Below are 18,153 nucleotides of genomic sequence, written 5' to 3'. Positions count from 1 at the left end.
CAAAATCAGTGAGTGATCAATGCTCAGCAGAAAATACCGCCAGGTAGGCGGAAATTAATTATGGTTATTATCTGCCGCGCAGCCATTAAGCTGCGCGGCCAAGATCCTTATTTTTGTGTTTTTTCGTCCATTGCTAAAATAAAGCTGTATTCCAGCGCGCTATTTTCCAACCGACTCAAGCGGCCCGATTTCCCCCCGTGGCCCGCCGACATATCCGTGGACAGTAATAACACTGCATCCCCCTGCTGGAATTGGCGCAGTTTCGCCACCCATTTGGCGGGTTCCCAATACTGTACCTGTGAATCATAAAGTCCGCTGGTGACCAACAGATTCGGGTAGTGCTGCGCGCGCACATTATCGTACGGACTGTAGGACTTGATCAGCGCATAGGGCTGCGGCTGATTGGGGTTGCCCCACTCCTCGTATTCGCCAACGGTCAATGGAATGCTGTCATCCAACATCGTAGTCAGCACATCGACAAAAGGCACCTGCGCCACCACCGCGTTATACAGTTGGGGAGCCTGATTGATCACCGCCCCTACCAGCAAGCCTCCGGCACTGCCTCCCATCGCGTAAACGCGCCCCGGCTGCCCGTATCCCTTATCGATCAGCGCCTGAGTGGCATCGATAAAGTCGTTGAAGGTGTTTGGCTTGTTCGCCAGTTTGCCCTGCTGATACCAGTCTTGCCCAAGCTCACCGCCGCCGCGTACGTGGATCAGCGCATAGACGAAACCGCGATCCAACAGGCTAATGCGGTTGGCGCTGAATGCAGGATCCATGCTCATGCCATAGGCGCCGTAGCCGTATACCACCAACGGACTTTTGCCAGGTTTGAATTTGGCGCTGTTGTATACCAGCGAGACCGGCACCTTTACTCCGTCGCGGGCGGTGATCCACAAGCGCTCACTGTGATACAGGCCTGGTTCTACGCCCTTCACCTCCTGCCGTTTCAGTAACTCGCGTTTGCCGCTGTTGAGATCCCATTCATAGGTGCTGGTTGGCGTGGTCATGGCCGAATAGCCATAGCGCAGGCGGTCACTTTCCGGGTCCGGGTTGTAGCCCAGCCAGGCCATATAGCTGGCATCATCAAACGGAATGCTGCGTTGCTCGCCCCCTTGCCAGGCAATCTGCCGCAGATGCACCAGACCTTCGCTGCGCTCTTTCACCACCAGCCAGTCACGAAACAGGGCAAAGCTTTCCAACTCACTGTTTTCCTGTGGAGCGATCAGGGGCCGCCATGGCTGGCTCGCGGATGCGGTCTGGTACAAACCGAAATGCAGGCTTTGATGATTGGAACGTAGATAAAACTCACCGCGATAATGGTCGAGGTAATATTCGCGCCCGACCTGACGCGGGGCAAAAAGTTGTACCGGAGTTTGCGGCTGGTTGGCGTCGATCAGGCGCACTTCGGAAGTGGTATTCCCGCTGATGGTGACAATCACGTAATCCCGCGAAGAGGAGCGCCCCAGGCTCAGGTAAAATGCCCCATCGTTTTCCTGATACACCAGCTTATCGGCAGTAACCGGCGTACCAAATTGATGACGGTAGACCTGATAGGGTGACAGCGTTTGGGGATGATTACGCACATAGAACAGGCTGTTGCCATCGTTAGCCCACACCATATTGCCCGAGGTGTTTTCAATCACCTCTTTGGCCCAAGCGCCGCTAGCCAGATCGCGCAGGGAAATGCGGTATTGCCTGCGCCCTTGAGTATCCTCCGCCACGGCCAGGCGGCGGTTATCTTCACTGACCGCCATTCCCCCTACGCGGTAATAATCTTGGCCCTGGGCGCGCTGATTGGCATCCAGCAACGTCTGCCAGGCGGAGCTATCCGCCACGGCCTGCCGCTGGTAGACGGCAAACTCCTTACCCGCATCAATGCTTTCCTGATAGCGGTAGCCATTGAGCTGGTAGGGAACCGAGCGATCTTCCGGGCTCATGCGGCCCAGCATCTCGTGATACAACCGATCGCGCAGCGTCTGGTGTGGCTGCATCACCTGTTCGGTATAACGGTTTTCCGCCGTCAGATAAGCCAACACCTGTTTATTCTGGCGCTCATCATCACGCAGCCAATAATAATTATCGATTCGTGTTTCGCCCTGGGCGGTTAATTTATGCGGAATAATTTCAGCCTGGGGCGGTTGCACGGCCGCCTTGGTGATAAAGCTTAATAACCCCATGGAAATCAGTAGATAAGTCACCAAAGGCCTGCGGCAGCGAGCCGATTGAACAGGTAATGTCATAACCCCTCACGATAATTTGAGCGTAGCAAACCCCTCTCCTGTTGCGCACAACAAGAGATAAAGCCTGATGGGTAAATACTTTATGGCTGGCTTACAACAGCGCCAGGTTAAAATCCACTGCCATGGTCACGGCAATCTTGCCTTGGCGCAGCATCTCCGCCGGTGGCGAAGGTAACGGCTGTGCACGCAATATCACCGCCAGCGCTTCACGATCCAACGACGCGGTAGCTGAAGGCGTTTTCAGTACGACATCGGCCACTCGCCCCTGAGCATCCACCACAAAACTCACCACCGGTGCCCCCGAACGCTGACGCCGTTTGGCATCTGCCGGATAGCGCTTCACCCGGTTGAGCATCCCTTTGACCTGACTCTCCCAGGAAAGCTTGGCCTGTGCCTGCGCGGTAGAATCGCTGTTTAACGGTGCCGCCACGCGCTGTGCCAGGTTTTGCGCCTTGGGTGCCGCCGTGCTGGCTGCTGCGGAATGCGTGGCGTCTTGCTCTTTCTCCATCGGAGTTGGCGGCTTTGGCAGCGCTTTACGCTGCTGCTTATGCGCATTTTTACTGCGCTCGGCCACCACAATTTTTGCCGCTTCGGCACGTGCCAGTTCGGGCATCTCAGGCTCCCTCTGCTGTTGCACAGGCTGTGCCGCCGAACTATCCGCCTGTTGCTGCAACCCCAGCGGCAACGGCTTAGGCTGGCTTGGCGCTTCGATCTGCGCCGCCCAACTTAGCATAATCGCCGGTGGTGGCATCAGCACCGGCGGCAGCGAGGTTTGTGGCCAGTAAAACAGCAATACCAGCGCCAGATGAACGCCTAGCGCATACAGTAAACCACGCCCCCAGCGCGGCTGCGGCAGAGTTGCCGCCTGAGGGCCATAAGGCTGACTAAACATAGGGATAGTAGATTACCTAATTGCGAATGATTGCAGATCACATTTGCTAATGATAATCATTTGTAAATGTTAATGACAGATCTTTTCGCTATCCTGACGTAATCATTTTGCGGTTGGCGTGACCCACAGGTAATCCGCCATAGGCCGATCGATGGCCACGCCCTGCTCTGCCAGCATCAACACCGTAAATTTGGCACCGGGCTGCAGATCCTGGATATGCAACGGCACACCGACCGTTCTGGAGGCGTGATAACCACCCACCATCAGCAGTGCCGGGGTGGGGGCAGCCAGTAAACTTTCGGCCATACGGCGATCGCGCTGCTGCTGAATGGCGAGCATGGCATGCAGCTGCACCGCATCAATTTTGCCGTCATGGGAATCACGGATGGTGGCGGCGAGCGCCTGCTGGACTTCTGGCCGCACGGAGAGCTGGCCTTTGGGGAATTCGGGCCGCTGATAAAACGCCATGATTTCGCTGCGATCGAGGTTGGCGGATAACAGAGGATAAGGTGCACGCATCGCCGCCATTACCACGTCGCCATACAGTGACCACTTCCAACTGGCTTGCCAGGCGGTCAGTTCAGCTACGCGGCTATCTCGTACCGTCGGATCGGTTTGCAGCCACTGCTTTACTTCATCCACTTTGCCTTGCTGGCTGGGTGTGATCATCTCCATCAGCACGCTGCCCTGCGGTCTTAGCTTGGGTAATTGCTCTACCAGCCACAGTTCGATCTGGTGGTGATAAGGATTGTCGTGCTTTTCACCCACGATCACCCGTGGCTGATCTGCCAGGCGCGTCAGTAACTGCTGCGGCGTCAATGTCTCGCCACTGCGCAAATCAACAATCTTGCCTAGCGTGGTGATGTCGCTTTTCGGTGAGGACACAGGCCCTTGGCTACAGGCTGTAAGCACCAGCGTTGCAAACACTATCAAAAATTTCATGACGTCTTTCCTTACACAAAAGTGGCGACATTATAGATAATAATTATCATTTGCATATAGGAATTGGCAGCACCTGGTGGCTGACAGCCGTTTTTTCGTTACCGTATTTTGAGTTACGTTGATTTCGCGTAAGGGAACGGGTATAACTGATAGCCATTTAGACGTCTATATGGATAGAGTTATGCAACCTGCCGCTGAAGGGCAATTCAAACGCACCATGAAAGCCCGGCATTTGGTGATGCTGTCGCTGGGCGGCGTGATCGGTACCGGTCTGTTTTTCAACACCGGCTATATCATCTCCACGACCGGTGCTCTAGGCACCCTGCTGGCCTATTTGATTGGCGCTGTCGTGGTCTATCTGGTCATGCTGTGTCTAGGGGAACTTGCCGTCGCCATGCCGGAAACCGGCGCATTTCACGTCTATGCGGCACGCTATCTTGGCCCGGCTACCGGCTATACCGTTGCCTGGCTGTACTGGCTGACCTGGACCGTCGCGTTGGGTTCGAGCCTGACAGCCGCCGGTTTCTGTATGCAATACTGGTTTCCACAATCACCGGTCTGGTTGTGGTGCCTGATTTTCTGTCTGGCCATTTTTCTGCTCAATGTCATTACCACCCGCTTCTTCGCCGAAAGTGAATTCTGGTTCTCACTGATCAAGGTGATCACCATTCTGGCGTTTATCGTGCTGGGTGGTGCAGCCATGTTTGGCCTGATCCCGATGAAAGACGGCACGCCAGCGCCCTTCCTGAGTAACCTGACCTCATCGGGTTGGCTGCCCAATGGAACGTTACCGATCCTGATGACCATGGTAGCGGTCAATTTCGCCTTCTCCGGTACTGAGCTGATCGGCATTGCGGCGGGCGAAACCGAAAATCCGGAAAAAGTGGTGCCCTGGGCCATACGCACTACGGTGATCCGCCTGATGGTGTTCTTTATCGGTACGGTATTTATTCTGGCAGCGCTGATCCCTATGGAGCAGGCGGGGATCGTGAAAAGCCCGTTTGTCCTGGTCTTTGAGCGCATTGGGGTGCCTTATGCCGCCGATATTTTTAACTTCGTGATCCTGACCGCCATTCTCTCGGCCGCCAACTCCGGGCTGTATGCTTCAGGGCGCATGCTGTGGTCGCTGGCTAATCAGCGCACCCTGCCTGCCTATTTTTCACGGGTGAATGCGCGCGGGATCCCGATGAATGCGTTAACGTTCAGCATGCTCGGCGGCGTGCTGGCCCTGTTGACCAGCGTGATCGCTCCCGATACGGTGTTTGTGGCACTGTCTGCCATTTCCGGCTTTGCGGTCGTTGCCGTCTGGCTGAGCATCTGTGCCGCCCACTACGTTTTTCGCCGCCGTTATCTGCGCAGCGGTCAACCGATTGAAGGGCTGAAATACCGTGCACCAGGCTATCCGCTGACGCCTATTGTCGGCTTTGCGCTGTGTTTATTGGCCTGTATCGGCCTGGCATTCGACCCAGAGCAACGCGTGGCGCTGTATTGCGGCCTGCCGTTTGTGGCGATCTGCTATCTGGCCTATTACCTGACCCGGCGTTCCGGGCAGAAAAACCTACTGAACACCGGAGAAGAACATGTCGGTTAACAACCCTCTGGCCGCCTTGCTGGCCGATAACCGCACGTTGATTTTGGACGGGGCAATGGCCACCGAACTGGAGGCCCGAGGTTGCGATCTCACCGATCCGCTGTGGTCGGCAAAAGTGCTGATTGAAAACCCGGAGCTGATTTATCAGGTGCACCTGGACTACTTCAAGGCAGGAGCACAGTGCGCCATTACCGCCAGCTATCAGGCCACGCCCCAAGGTTTTTTACGCCGGGGCCTGGATGAGCCGCAATCGTTGGCACTGATCGCCCAGAGCGTCCACCTGGCACAGCAGGCGCGCGCCGATTATCTGGCCCAGCGCCCACAGCGATTACCTTTGCTGGTCGCCGGTTCAGTCGGCCCTTATGGTGCCTACCTGGCGGACGGCTCTGAATACCGTGGCGACTACCATCTGCCGCAAGCAGAGATGATCGCATTCCATCGTCCGCGTATCACGGCTCTGGCCAACGCCGGAGTGGATCTGCTGGCATGTGAAACGCTGCCTTCTTTCGCCGAACTACAGGCTCTGCTGGCGCTGCTGGAGGAGTTCCCAGCGCTGGGTGGGTGGTTCTCTTTCACTCTGCGCGATAGCCAGCATCTCAGCGATGGCACGCCGCTGGCCGTCGTCATGGCTGAGCTTAACGATAACCCGCAGGTGCTGGCAGTTGGCGTCAATTGTATCGCGTTGGAAAACGTCACTCCGGCGTTGCAGCAGCTTGCCGCGCTGAGCGATAAACCGTTACTGGTTTACCCTAACTCTGGCGAACATTACGACGCGGTGAGTAAAACCTGGCACAGCTGTGGTAACCACCAGCAGCATCTGATCAATCAGTTGGCCGATTGGCAGCATGCCGGTGCCCGCTTGATTGGTGGCTGCTGCCGAACCACACCTGCCGACATTCAGGCGATTGCCGAACGCTGCCACGCATAAAAAAAACCCCTGTGGCCGAAGCCGCAGGGGGTCACTTTCACGCTATTACAGCGGTTGGGTTTGTGCTTCTACGACTGCCAATGCCACCATGTTGACGATACGGCGCACCGAGGCGATCGGCGTCAGGATATGTACCGGCTTGGACACGCCCATCAATACCGGCCCTACCGTCACCCCTTCGGAAGAGGAGACACGCAGCAGGTTGTAGCTGATCCGCGCCGCTTCCATACTTGGCATGATCAGGATGTTGGCCGCACCTTTCAGCGGGCTGTCTGGCATCAAATCGTGGCGGATACTTTCCACCAGCGCGGCGTCCCCGTGCATCTCACCGTCGATCTCCAATCCCGGTGCCATCTGATTGACCAGCTCCAGCGTTTTACGCATTTTGCTCGCCGACGGGCAGTTGGAGGAACCAAAGCTGGAGTGGGACAACAGTGCTACCTTCGGCTCAATCCCGAAGCGCCGTACCGTGTCTGCCGCCATCAGGGTGATTTCCGCCAGCTGTTCCGGCGTTGGGTCATCGTTGACGTAGGTATCGGCGATAAAGGTGTTACCGCTCGGCAGCAGTAAGGCGTTCATCGCCCCTGCCACATGTACCCCTTCACGGAACCCGAACACCTTTTCCACTACGTCATAATGCTCGTGGTAGCTGCCGATGGTGCCACAGATCATGGCGTCGGCCTCCCCACGGTGCAGCATGATGGCAGCAATCAGCGTTGGGTTACCGATCACCGCACGGCGAGCCTGCTCCTGGGAGACGCCACGGCGCTTCATGATCTGGTAATACTCACCCCAGTATTCATTGAAACGCGGATCGGACTCGTTATTCACCACTTCAAAGTCTTTGCCCGGCGTCAGCTGCAGGCCTAGTTTCTTCAGGCGCATTTCAATCACGCTTGGGCGGCCCACCAGGATTGGGTAGGCCAGCCCCTGCGATACCAGCTCTTGGGTGGCATGCAGTACGCGCTCTTCTTCACCCTCGGCCATTACCACGCGTTTCACTTCTTTCTTCGCCTGGGAGAAGATCGGCTTCATAAACAGGTTGGTTTTGTAGACGAACTCGGTCAGCTTCTCCACGTAGGCATCAAAGTCTTCGATCGGGCGCATCGCCACGCCGGAATCCATGGCTGCCTTGGCTACCGCCGGGGCGATTTTGACAATCAGGCGCGGGTCGAACGGTTTGGGAATGATGTATTCCGGACCAAAGGAGAGATCCTGATCGCCATACGCCGAAGCCACCACGTCGCTCTGCTCTGCCAGCGCCAGATCGGCAATGGCGTGCACGCAGGCCAGCTTCATCTCTTCGTTGATGGTGGTGGCCCCCACATCCAGCGCGCCACGGAATATGAACGGGAAACACAGTACGTTGTTTACCTGGTTGGGATAATCAGAACGGCCGGTACAGATGATCGCATCTGGGCGCACCGCTTTCGCCAACGGCGGCAGAATTTCCGGTTCCGGGTTAGCCAGCGCCATGATCAACGGATCTCTGGCCATGGTTTTCACCATCTCCTGCGTCAGCACGCCAGGGCCGGAGCAACCCAGGAAAATATCGGCATTGGGAATGGCATCCCCCAGCGTACGCTGGCCATTATCCGCAATAGCATACGCCGCCTTGGTTTCTTCCATCTTGGCGTCACGGCCCTGATAGATCACGCCTTTGGAGTCGCAAACGGTGATGTTCTGCTTGCTCAGACCCAACGCGACCAGCAGGTTCAAACAGGCAATGGAGGCCGCACCGGCTCCCGATACCACCAGGCGTACGTCGGAGATGTTTTTCTTCACCACCCGCAGGCCGTTGAGCACCGCAGCGGTGGTAATAATCGCCGTGCCGTGCTGATCGTCATGGAACACCGGGATCTTCATGCGCTCACGCAGCTTCTTCTCAATATAGAAGCACTCGGGCGCTTTGATATCTTCCAGGTTAATGCCGCCGAAGGTCGGTTCCAGCGCGGCGATCACGTCAATCAGCTTGTCAGGATCGAGTTCATCGACTTCGATATCGAACACGTCAATACCGGAAAACTTCTTAAACAGAACCCCTTTACCTTCCATGACCGGTTTACCGGCCAGCGCACCGATATTCCCCAACCCCAGCACCGCGGTGCCGTTGGAGATCACCGCCACCAGGTTACCCTTGGCGGTATATTTATAAGCGGCCAGCGGATCGGCGGCAATTTCCAGACAGGGAGCAGCCACGCCCGGCGAATAGGCCAAGGCCAGATCGCGCTGCGTCGCTAGCGGTTTAGTCGGCGATACCTGGATCTTCCCTGGGACCGGAAACTGATGGAAATCAAGGGCACTCTGTTTGAGCTGTTCGTCCATTATGGGTTCCTTTGCTTTCTTCTTTTATGTTGAGGTAAGGCTTTATCGCTGAACTAGTATAGTGAGAGAATCGTCACAAACTTTGAAGCGTGCCATAACCTTGGGCGAAACTTGTAAATAAAAGTTAAAAGGAAGTTAAGCGAACAGAAAAGCAGCAGTTTTGATCACCTCAGGAGTCGCCGTTGACCGCTCAAGCCGGATAATCTTTGAACGGTAATTGGAAATGTGGCCCATCTTTCAGCGTTTTCCATCCCCCGCCCCACTCGACATCAACACCGCACTCTAACCCGGCACGCCGCACCGCCGATGCGATCTGGGCATAGTAATCCCATTCCCAAGACACCGCCCCTGAAGGCATAGCTACTACGTCAACCGCATGCCCGGTAAGATGGCGGCTTCTAAGCGTTTGGCTTTTTCCCTCACGCAGCAAATCCCGTTGGCGGGCCATGGAACGCAATCCTTCTGTGACGGTGTACGGCACCAGCGAATAGCGCAGCGCCAAACGCATCACCCGCACCAAATCGGGGTGCACCCCGAGCAGGTTTTTCTCGCTGCGCGCGTTGAATTTAATCTCCGTGTTTTCACTTATCATTGTTAAATCCTGTTTTTTTGCCAATAAATCGTTTAATTAAATCGCCAAGATAATCCGCGCCGAGAAAACCAATTAATACGCTGATGGTATTAGCCCATGCCAACTCCAGACCCATCAGCGATAACAGATCCCGAATGGTTAATGCCAACAGGGCACAAATACCGGCGTTTAATAACCGGCGGCGTGATGGCATATTCAGATAGGCGCCTTTCAATAACGCCATAGAGCCCGCTAAAAGGGCATTAAAGACCGGTTGCAGATATTCACAGACTCGCTGAATGATTGCGTCAACGGCGTCTGGCTCAAAGCTGGACATGGCTCCTCCTGGTTATTATTAGCCGCATTAACTTTTAAACGCTCAATACAATTAGGCGACGCGAACTATTCAACCGAATGACTGGAATAACATCAAATGCTATCGCTCTTTAATAATTGGACAATTCAGGAGGATAATTATACCGACAACCTCAGCGCTGTCGTTTGCTTTGCGTTGTTAGAGCGCTCACCGGACAAGGGCCGGAGGTGAGCTTTACCAGAAGGGGAAATCGCAAAGGGTTTAACCTGACGCAGTTAAACCCTTTTTTGCCACAGCGATTACTGTGACATATTAAGAATGGTGCGGATGTTGAGGGCGCTGGTCGCGATAATATCGATCGCCCCGGTACGCAGCGCGCCCAGAATAGCCAACGCTTTGGTATTCTCAGAGGCAATGGCAATCACACAAGGGATTTTCCGCAGCTCATCAATGCTCAGACCAATGACGCGATCATTCATCACCGTATCCACATGCATCCCCTGCGCGTTGAAAAAGTCATAACCGGCGATATCACCGATCACTCCCTGATTCAGACTGGCATCAATGATCTCGTGAGGAGTAAACCAGCCAAGCTTTACCATGTAGCTGTTTTCGTTCATATCACCGATCCCCACCAGAGCCACATCGGCCTTGCGCGCCCGATCCAGGGTTTCCTTGATGGTACCGTTTTGCATAAACGCCTCTTTCAGCGCCCGGTTTTCGACATATGCCGGGGCATACAGCGTCTCGCTGCTACCACCAAACTTCTTCGCCAGCCGGCGGCTGATGTGATCAGCATTTATAGCGTCACCAGGGCGATGCGTTCCCCCAATGCCACAGATAAATTTACAGCTTTTTGGTGCCACGCTGCCCACATGGTCGGCAATCGCGGCCACGTTACGCCCTTGGCCAACCGCCAGCACCATATCATCTTTCAGGGTCATGGCCAGATAACCGGAAACCAATGCTGCTACCTGACGCCGTTGTTCTTCCTCATCCTGATGATCCAGCGCGATTAATGCACGGCTGAGGGAGAAACGCTCCAGCATTTGCTGCTCCAGCCGGGTACTGAATACCGGATGATAGCGGACGGTGATCTCAACAATGCCTTCTTCTTTGGCCCGCTTGAGTAAACGCCCGACCTTAATCCGCGAAATACCGAACTTTTTTGCAATCTCCTCCTGAGTGATTTCGTCCTGATAATAAGCCACGGCAATTTCAGTCAGCAGTTCGTTATCCTGGGATCCTGTTTTTTTTTCCATCCGTTACACGTTTCCCCACGGCAGATTGGTCTTTTTCAATAGAAGATGGGTTCAGCATGCCGAACCCAGCTTATCGCATTGCTCGCTAGTATAACCTGTTCAGGCGGCAACGGTATTCAAGCGTTGTTCTACCGCATCGGCCAGTTGGCATAAAAGTAGGCAACAGGATACCGCACCGGCATCCAGCACGCCGCGCGAACGTTCCCCCAACCGGCTCGCACGGCCAATCTTGGCAACCAGATCGCGGGTTGAATCACGCCCGGCCACGGCAGCTTGTTTCAACTGCTCCAGCGCACCACTGAAGCTATCGCCGCGCCGAACCGCCTGCTCATACCCTTCTATCGCAGGGATCAACGTATCCATCAGGCACTTGTCGCCGACGCCAGCACTGCTGATGTCCTGCAGTTCAGTGAGCCCATTGCACAACATGGCCAGAAATACCTGTTTATCCAGCGCCATTTTATCGCGCACGCTGTCGGCCATGCCCATGAACAGGCTGCCATACAGCGGCCCCATCGAGCCACCAATCCCTTCCATCAGCGCGTCCGCTACCGCTTCGAAAGCCTGTGCCAACGACAGATTTTGGCCCTTGATGGCCTCACCACATAAGGTGAAGCCTTTTGACATATTAATGCCGTGATCGCCGTCGCCAATCGCGCCATCTATTTCACTGAGATACTCACGATTGCTGACAATCACGCCAATCAGCGCCGTGACGATCTCGTTGCCATACTGCGTCGAAATTTGTGTGGTCATGATTCACTCCACCTGAGTTAGGCCCAATGAATGAGCGGGCATATCGAGCAACGTTTTCAATTGGTCGTCGAGCTTCATCACGGTTAGCGTCACCCCCATCATTTCCAGTGAAGTAAAATAGTTACCCACGTAGCGACGGTGAACCTTGATGCCACGCTCCGTCAGCCGCTTTTCAATCTCGGCATAATAGATGTAGAGCTCCATCACCGGCGTGGCCCCCAACCCGGAAATCAACAAGGCGACTTCCTGCCCCTTGTTCAACGGCATATCATTGAGCACAAAGTCGAGCATGGTGCCAGCCATCGCGGACGCCGACTGGATCGGTGATACCTCAATCCCAGGCTCACCGTGATGGCCAATCCCGATCTCCATTTGGCCATCGGCTATATGGAAGTTGGGCTTACCTACCGCAGGGATGGTGCAAGAGCTGAGCCCGACGCCGATCGAGCGGCAATGGCCAATCGCCTTTTGCGCAGCAGCGATCACTCCGTCAAGATCGTAACCTAACGCTGCAGCAGCGGCTCCGACTTTCCACATCAGAATTTCACCGGCGACGCCACGGCGCTTTTCAATTTCACTGGCGGGCGCAGAGGCAACATCATCATTTGCCACCACAGTTTTTACCGTGATACCGGCGGCACTGGCCTTCTTCATCGCCATTTTGACGTTCATATTATCGCCAGCATAGTTGCCATACAGGCAGGCGACTCCCGCCCCGCTGTCCGCGGCCTTGAACGCATCCAGAAATGCCCCCGCCGTTGGCGAAGAGAAAATCTCACCGATGGCCACAGCATCGAGCATGTTCTTGCCAACATAGCCCAGAAACGCTGGCTCATGCCCCGAGCCCCCACCGGTAACAATACCCACCTTGCCTTGGATCGGTGCAGCAGGGTATTTGAGGACTCGTGCATTATCGGTCGCGGTGAAATATTCTGGATGAGCCTTCAGATAGCCCTGAATGGCATCTTCCACGACGTGATCGGGATCGTTAATGATTCTGTTCATCATGGCCTCTCTTTTGCCTGAGTATCGAGTTATTGAATGGTGTAACCGCCGTCAACCACCAGATTGCTGCCGGTGATCATGCTGGCCGCATCGCTCGCCAGGAACAGCGCGCTGGCGGCAATATCCTCGGGTTCGGCAAAGCGCCTCAGGGGAATTTTCTGCTTCATTTGTTCCGCTACCTCGCCTGACCATGCTTTGCGCCCCAACTCGGTCAGCACCACCGTGGGTGAAATGGCGTTTACCCGCACGTTGTGCGGCCCCCACTCCAGTGCCAAAACCTGGGTCAAGCCAATCACGCCGGCCTTGCTGGCGCAGTAAGCCAGATGATTGGGCAAGGCGACTACACCGGCCTGCGAGGCCAGGTTGATAATGCTGCCACTGCCCTGACGAATAAAATAGTGGCCCACGGCCTGACTGGTAAGGAACACCCCTTTCAGGTTCACCGCCATGGTGCTATCCCAAGCGTCTTCGGGCAGTTCTTCCGCCGGATACAGCACGACAATCCCAGCGCTATTGACCAGCACATCCAGCCGCCCGAAATGGGCATTGGCCTGCGCAACCGCCTGTTCTACCGAGGCTTTGTCGGTGACGTCCATCACGATGCCCAACGCCAGCTGCTCATCCAGCTGTTGGGCAATCTGCACCACCTGTGCAGCGCGATCCAACAGCACAACCTGCGCGCCGTTTTGCAGATAGCATTTGGCAATAGCCAGACCTATTCCCGCCGCGCCACCGGTGATCAACGCCACTTTCCCTTGCAAGACTCCCTTGCTTTGACCAGTAATCATAGAAAACTCCCTCAAACGGTTAGTTACGCCAAGCTGTGATGATTTTCTTCCACGGCGGCAGGCACGGCTTTAGGCAAGGTGACATATTTCATCAAGACGCCGCTGAACAAATACAGGCCGGTGAAAATCCAAATCACCCCGCTGCTCCCCAAGCTGCCGATAAACAACCCTACCACTGCCGGGCCAACGAAAGTGCTCAACCCCGCGCCGAGATTGAGGATCGACATGGCGGCACCTTTATTCTCCGGGGCCAGCGTTGGCATAATGGCCGAAAGAGGCACGAAGGCAGCCAGGCAAGCACCGAATAGCCCGGCGGCCACGACGGTCAGCAGATAATTGGGGCCGAGGAAATAAGGCACGTAATAGAACATCAGCGTGGTGATGGCGCAGCCGACGCAACCGAACCACATAACGACGTTACGCCAGCCCAAGCCGTCGCTGATCACCCCAAAGATCAGGTTGAAGATAATGTTCACCGTCCACAGTGCCGCATACATCTGTAGCCAGTCAGTGCGGCTAAACCCGATATCCATCATGTACATCGGCATAAACACCACGAAGCCGTACGCCGCAGAGGTATTGATGGTGCGGACAATGCCACCCAGGCCGATTTTCGGGTTCTCAAACGCAATGGTGATCCCCTTTAGCACATAGCTGAGAGAGGCTTTTTGCCTGTCCCCCACGTCACTATGGCCAGGGGTGCGGTTAAGCATCAGTGCGATCATCGCCCCGAGTACCACAAAGATTAATGCGCTCCATAAGGTGTGAATTTCCCCCAGGTACGGCAGCATGATGCTGGAGTAGAGCACGCCCAGCACGCTCAACCCACCGCTGTAGACAAACCAGAAAATCCCCACGGCGGAACCCAGCCTTTCCGGCGGAGCCTCATAGGCGACCCACACCAGAAAACCATAGGCAAACAGGGGATAGCCCAGCCCGCGCAGCGCATAGGTCGGTATCATCACCGACAGGTTATTACTGGGTAATCCCCACACCAGAAAACACACCGAGCCCAGCAAGAACAGCAACAACCCAGCCAGCATGACGCGGCGAGCGGTAAAGATTTCCACCAAAACGCCAGAAAACCAGGCGGAGATTGCCGCAGCAAAACCGTAAACGCTAAACAGCAGCGCAGATTCTTGAATGGTTAAGCCTTTGCCGATCAGATAGGGTGAAAGCCAGCCTTGTTCCAGCCCTTCCCCCATCATAAAGACCAACACACCGGCATAACCGAGCATTAATTTTGGTGACAGACCAATGCGATGAATCAGTCCATTCAGCATAAAACACCCCAGCACATTGAATTGTGGAGGTGCAGGCTAGCCCGCACCCGAAGAATGATGCAGGCATTACAGATTCGGGTTGAGCACCACTTTGATTGAGCCGACGCCCCGTTTCATCATGGCGAAGCCTTCAGCAAACTGCTCCAGCGGCAACGTTTGGGTGACGACACCTTTGGTGGGCAGATCGCCATTACGGATCCCTTCAATTACCAACGGATAACAGTAAGGGCCGAGGTGCGATCCCAGCACGTCCAGCTCCTTACGATCGCTGATAATGCTCCAATCGACGGTCACCGGATCTTTAAACACCGAGAACTCGACAAAGGTGCCCAATTTGCGGATCAGCATCAGCCCCTGTTCGACAGATTGCTGCGCGCCGGTGGCTTCAATGTAGATATCGCAGCCGTAGCCTTCGGTCATGTCTTTAACGATCGCCATCACATCATCGCGCAGTGGGTTCAGCACGACGTCAGCACCAAATTCTTTCGCCAACGCCAAGCGATCGTCAGACAGATCGAGCACCACCAGCTTCGATGGGCCGGATTTTTTAATCGCCCCGATCATCCCCAAACCCAGCGTTCCGGCCCCCGCCAGCACCACCACGTCACCCAGTTTGATGTTGGCGCGCTGTACCGCATGGAAAGAGCAGGCATAGGGTTCGATCAGAATGGCGTCCTCGATCGGCATATCCGCAGGGACGTGATAGTTAATGGCCTCTTTGGTGAACTTCATGTATTCAGCCATGCCGCCATTAACGTTTTTCTGGAAGCCGTACAGGTCGTGTTTCTCACACATCCAATACTGGCCACGGTTACAGAAGCGGCATTGCCAGCAGGGGACAATCTGCTCAGAGATCACCCGATCGCCCAGCTTAAATCCCTCAACGCCTTCACCATATCCCACCACGTGGCCGATAAATTCGTGGCCGGGGATCATCGGCGCTTTGATGTAAGCCGGCTGTTTTTCATCCCCCCAAAAGCTGGCGGCCCCTTCAAACGCTTTAACGTCACCGGCGCAGATGCCGCAGGCTTCAACTTTCACCAGGATCTCTTGCGGGCCAATTTTCGGTACCGCCACTTGCTCTAAGCGATAGTCCTTCGGGGCATAGGCCACCACCGCTTTCATGGTTTCAGGAATGCCTTCGGCCATGTTTGCCGCTGTTACGCAGTTCTGACACATAGTTCTATCCTCGGGTAGGGTTTATTTTTATGATCATAAGTACACGCAAAGAACAAATAAACACTACATACTCTCAACATGTTTGCCCACCACCAACCTTTGAAATTGTGATCCTGCTCAAAAAGCCCTCTTTAAGTCATATGAAAGACCTTTGAGCCGATTTATTCGTGATGTTAATCACTTTTAGTGGACATAACCCCCTAACAAAAACAAAAACAAATGAACATCAATTGAACATTTGATAAATCATGGTTAAGGTAATAGCCATGACGCGCCACCGGGGATCGTCAGCCTTACCCTTGACCAGCAGGAGATGTGTTATGCAGCCTATTGCGATTGGCGCCGATGATGCCGCCATTGAACTGAAGAATGTGATCGTTGCGTTTCTGCAACAGCGAGATATTCCGGTTACCGACTACTCACCGGGAAGCGATACGGCCCCCATCGGCTATCCCGATATCGCCTTTCAGGTGGCGCAGGGCATTAAGGATGGGAAACACCAACGCGGCATTTTGCTGTGTGGCACCGGTATTGGCATGAGCATTGTGGCCAACAAGGTTCCGGGGATCCGCGCGGCACAGTGCCATGACACCTATTCGGCACAGCGCGCACGTAAAAGCAACGATGCACAAATCATCACGCTTGGCGCACGCGTCATTGGCCCGGAACTGGCAAAATCGATCGTCGAAGCCTGGTTGAGCTCTGAATTTGAAGGAGGGGGATCGGCGCCTAAGGTGGCAAGGATCGGCTATTACGAACAGGTCGTTGGCCAACGCTGAACCAACGTCGACAGAGGGTCACGGCTTGGGGGACCCAAGTGGTATTTCTGCCCCCATTGTTTCTATCCATCGCAACAATCAGAAAAAGCGCATTTCATTCATCAGCCATATGATGCATGGTGTTAACCATAATGAAATACGTTCTCATTTACTGTTATGACTTTGGGCAAGGAGCTTATAAATGAACCAGTTAGACGCACTCAAACAGCTGACCGTGGTCGTTGCCGACAGCGGTGATATCGAATCCATCCGCCAGTTCGAGCCGCAGGATGCCACTACCAACCCTTCGTTGATCCTCAAGGCCGCGGTGCTGCCGCAGTATAAGTCGCTGATCACCGAAGCGCTGGAGTACGCCCGCCAGCAAGGCGGCAGCAAAGAAACCCAGCTGATTAACGCTAGTGACAGACTGGCGGTGAATATCGGGGTAGAAATTCTAAAAAGCGTGCCGGGCCGTATCTCCACCGAGGTGGATGCCCGTCTATCCTTCGATCGCGGTATGTGCGTGGCCAAAGCACGCAAGCTGATCGGCATGTATCAAAACCAGGGCATCGATAAATCCCGCATTCTGATCAAGCTGGCAGCCACCTGGGAAGGGATTAAAGCTGCCGAAGAGCTGGAAAAAGAAGGCATCAACACCAACCTGACGCTGCTGTTCTCCTTTGCTCAGGCCCGTGCCTGCGCCGAAGCCGGTGTCTATCTGATTTCGCCGTTTGTTGGCCGTATCTACGATTGGTATCAGGCCAGACAGCCAATGACCGATTACGATGCCGAGCAGGATCCGGGCGTGAAGTCCGTCCGCACCATTTATGAATACTACAAACAGCACCGCTATCAGACCGTGATCATGGGCGCCAGCTTCCGTAAGGTTGAGCAGATCCTGGCATTGGCGGGTTGTGACCGTTTGACCATTGCGCCAAACCTGCTGGAAGAATTGAAGCAGAGCAATCAGCCTATCGAACGTAAACTGATGCCGTCTACCGAAGGATTTTATCAGCCTGCGCCACTGGCCGAGGCCGAGTTCCGCTGGTTGCATAACCAGGATGCCATGGCGGTTGAGAAGTTGGCCGAAGGCATTCGCCTGTTCGCCGTCGACCAGCAGAAGCTGGAAGATATGCTGATCGCACAGCTGTAAGACGATGATAGAAAAGTGAGATCGGCAAAGCAATTGCCCCTCACCCTAACCCTTATGTCTTGATCTTCTCCGCCTTAGCGGAGAAGATCCCCGACTGATCATCGGGAGATAGCCGGTGAGCTCCCCCTAACCCTAGTGCCTATGAGCCCGTGGGAGAGATT

16 protein-coding genes are annotated in these 18,153 nt (G+C 54.9%); 4 read left to right on the top strand and 12 right to left on the bottom strand.

Annotated features, from left to right (window positions below; genetic code table 11):
• Positions 1-107: 107 nt before the first annotated feature.
• The 3 genes from ACMV5I_RS16975 to ACMV5I_RS16965 all read right to left on the bottom strand — a co-directional run bounded on the left by ACMV5I_RS16975 (position 108) and on the right by ACMV5I_RS16965 (position 4,077).
• Positions 108-2,180, bottom strand: a complete 2,073-nt coding sequence (locus ACMV5I_RS16975; RefSeq protein WP_414824942.1) for a S9 family peptidase — start codon at positions 2,178-2,180, stop codon at positions 108-110.
• Between the two features lie 154 nt (positions 2,181-2,334).
• The gene (locus tag ACMV5I_RS16970) at positions 2,335-3,135 is read right to left on the bottom strand and encodes a TonB family protein (protein ID WP_414824887.1); all 801 of its coding nucleotides are present in this window, start codon (positions 3,133-3,135) and stop codon (positions 2,335-2,337) included.
• Positions 3,136-3,237: 102 nt separating this feature from the next.
• Positions 3,238-4,077 carry a ChaN family lipoprotein gene (locus ACMV5I_RS16965; protein ID WP_414824886.1) on the bottom strand — a complete coding sequence of 280 codons (840 nt, stop codon included), beginning with the start codon at positions 4,075-4,077 and terminating at the stop codon, positions 3,238-3,240.
• 181 nt (positions 4,078-4,258) lie between these two features.
• Between ACMV5I_RS16965 and mmuP the strand changes: the two genes are divergently transcribed.
• Together mmuP and mmuM are read left to right on the top strand one after the other, a co-directional pair.
• Positions 4,259-5,668: an S-methylmethionine permease gene (mmuP, locus tag ACMV5I_RS16960; RefSeq protein ID WP_021807081.1), complete on the top strand. Its 1,410-nt coding sequence runs from the start codon at positions 4,259-4,261 to the stop codon at positions 5,666-5,668.
• Entirely contained in the window at positions 5,658-6,596 is a 939-nt protein-coding gene (gene mmuM, locus ACMV5I_RS16955; protein ID WP_414824885.1) for a homocysteine S-methyltransferase, read from the top strand. The genes mmuP and mmuM overlap by 11 nt, the downstream gene beginning before the upstream one ends.
• 45 nt (positions 6,597-6,641) lie before the next feature.
• On the opposite strand, the gene maeB is transcribed toward mmuM, so the two are convergent.
• The 9 genes from maeB to ACMV5I_RS16910 form a co-directional block, all read right to left on the bottom strand.
• A complete protein-coding gene (gene maeB / locus ACMV5I_RS16950) occupies positions 6,642-8,921 on the bottom strand; it encodes an NADP-dependent oxaloacetate-decarboxylating malate dehydrogenase (RefSeq protein WP_202727532.1) in 2,280 nt (759 codons plus the stop codon).
• 190 nt (positions 8,922-9,111) lie between these two features.
• Positions 9,112-9,513 carry a M15 family metallopeptidase gene (locus ACMV5I_RS16945; protein ID WP_202671317.1) on the bottom strand — a complete coding sequence of 134 codons (402 nt, stop codon included), beginning with the start codon at positions 9,511-9,513 and terminating at the stop codon, positions 9,112-9,114.
• Positions 9,503-9,829 (bottom strand): phage holin, lambda family, encoded by a 327-nt coding sequence (locus tag ACMV5I_RS16940; protein WP_202671316.1) that lies wholly within the window; start codon positions 9,827-9,829, stop codon positions 9,503-9,505. The genes ACMV5I_RS16945 and ACMV5I_RS16940 overlap by 11 nt, the downstream gene beginning before the upstream one ends.
• Positions 9,830-10,107: 278 nt before the next feature.
• Positions 10,108-11,070: a sugar-binding transcriptional regulator gene (locus ACMV5I_RS16935; protein WP_046807976.1), complete on the bottom strand. Its 963-nt coding sequence runs from the start codon at positions 11,068-11,070 to the stop codon at positions 10,108-10,110.
• A 99-nt stretch (positions 11,071-11,169) separates the two neighbouring features.
• The gene (gene dhaL / locus ACMV5I_RS16930; RefSeq protein WP_121607486.1) at positions 11,170-11,826 is read right to left on the bottom strand and encodes a dihydroxyacetone kinase subunit DhaL; all 657 of its coding nucleotides are present in this window, start codon (positions 11,824-11,826) and stop codon (positions 11,170-11,172) included.
• Between the two features lie 3 nt (positions 11,827-11,829).
• Positions 11,830-12,831, bottom strand: a complete 1,002-nt coding sequence (locus ACMV5I_RS16925) for a dihydroxyacetone kinase subunit DhaK (protein WP_121609017.1) — start codon at positions 12,829-12,831, stop codon at positions 11,830-11,832.
• A 29-nt stretch (positions 12,832-12,860) separates the two neighbouring features.
• The gene (locus ACMV5I_RS16920) at positions 12,861-13,619 is read right to left on the bottom strand and encodes an SDR family oxidoreductase (RefSeq protein WP_202727534.1); all 759 of its coding nucleotides are present in this window, start codon (positions 13,617-13,619) and stop codon (positions 12,861-12,863) included.
• Between the two features lie 23 nt (positions 13,620-13,642).
• Positions 13,643-14,902, bottom strand: a complete 1,260-nt coding sequence (locus tag ACMV5I_RS16915) for an MFS transporter (RefSeq protein WP_414824884.1) — start codon at positions 14,900-14,902, stop codon at positions 13,643-13,645.
• A gap of 66 nt (positions 14,903-14,968) precedes the next feature.
• A complete protein-coding gene (locus tag ACMV5I_RS16910) occupies positions 14,969-16,081 on the bottom strand; it encodes an MDR/zinc-dependent alcohol dehydrogenase-like family protein (RefSeq protein WP_024484503.1) in 1,113 nt (370 codons plus the stop codon).
• Positions 16,082-16,401: 320 nt separating this feature from the next.
• Between ACMV5I_RS16910 and rpiB the strand changes: the two genes are divergently transcribed.
• The gene (gene rpiB, locus ACMV5I_RS16905; protein ID WP_024484504.1) at positions 16,402-16,860 is read left to right on the top strand and encodes a ribose 5-phosphate isomerase B; all 459 of its coding nucleotides are present in this window, start codon (positions 16,402-16,404) and stop codon (positions 16,858-16,860) included.
• A 181-nt stretch (positions 16,861-17,041) separates the two neighbouring features.
• Positions 17,042-17,992 carry a transaldolase gene (gene tal, locus ACMV5I_RS16900; RefSeq protein ID WP_414824883.1) on the top strand — a complete coding sequence of 317 codons (951 nt, stop codon included), beginning with the start codon at positions 17,042-17,044 and terminating at the stop codon, positions 17,990-17,992.
• Positions 17,993-18,153: the final 161 nt, after the last annotated feature.

Origin of the sequence: Serratia sp. T13T92, assembly GCF_047530105.1 — a bacterium.
Taxonomy (GTDB): Bacteria; Pseudomonadota; Gammaproteobacteria; order Enterobacterales; family Enterobacteriaceae; genus Chania; species Chania fonticola.
The sequence above is the reverse complement of the archived record's forward strand: the minus strand, read 5'-3'. Positions and strand labels throughout refer to the sequence as shown.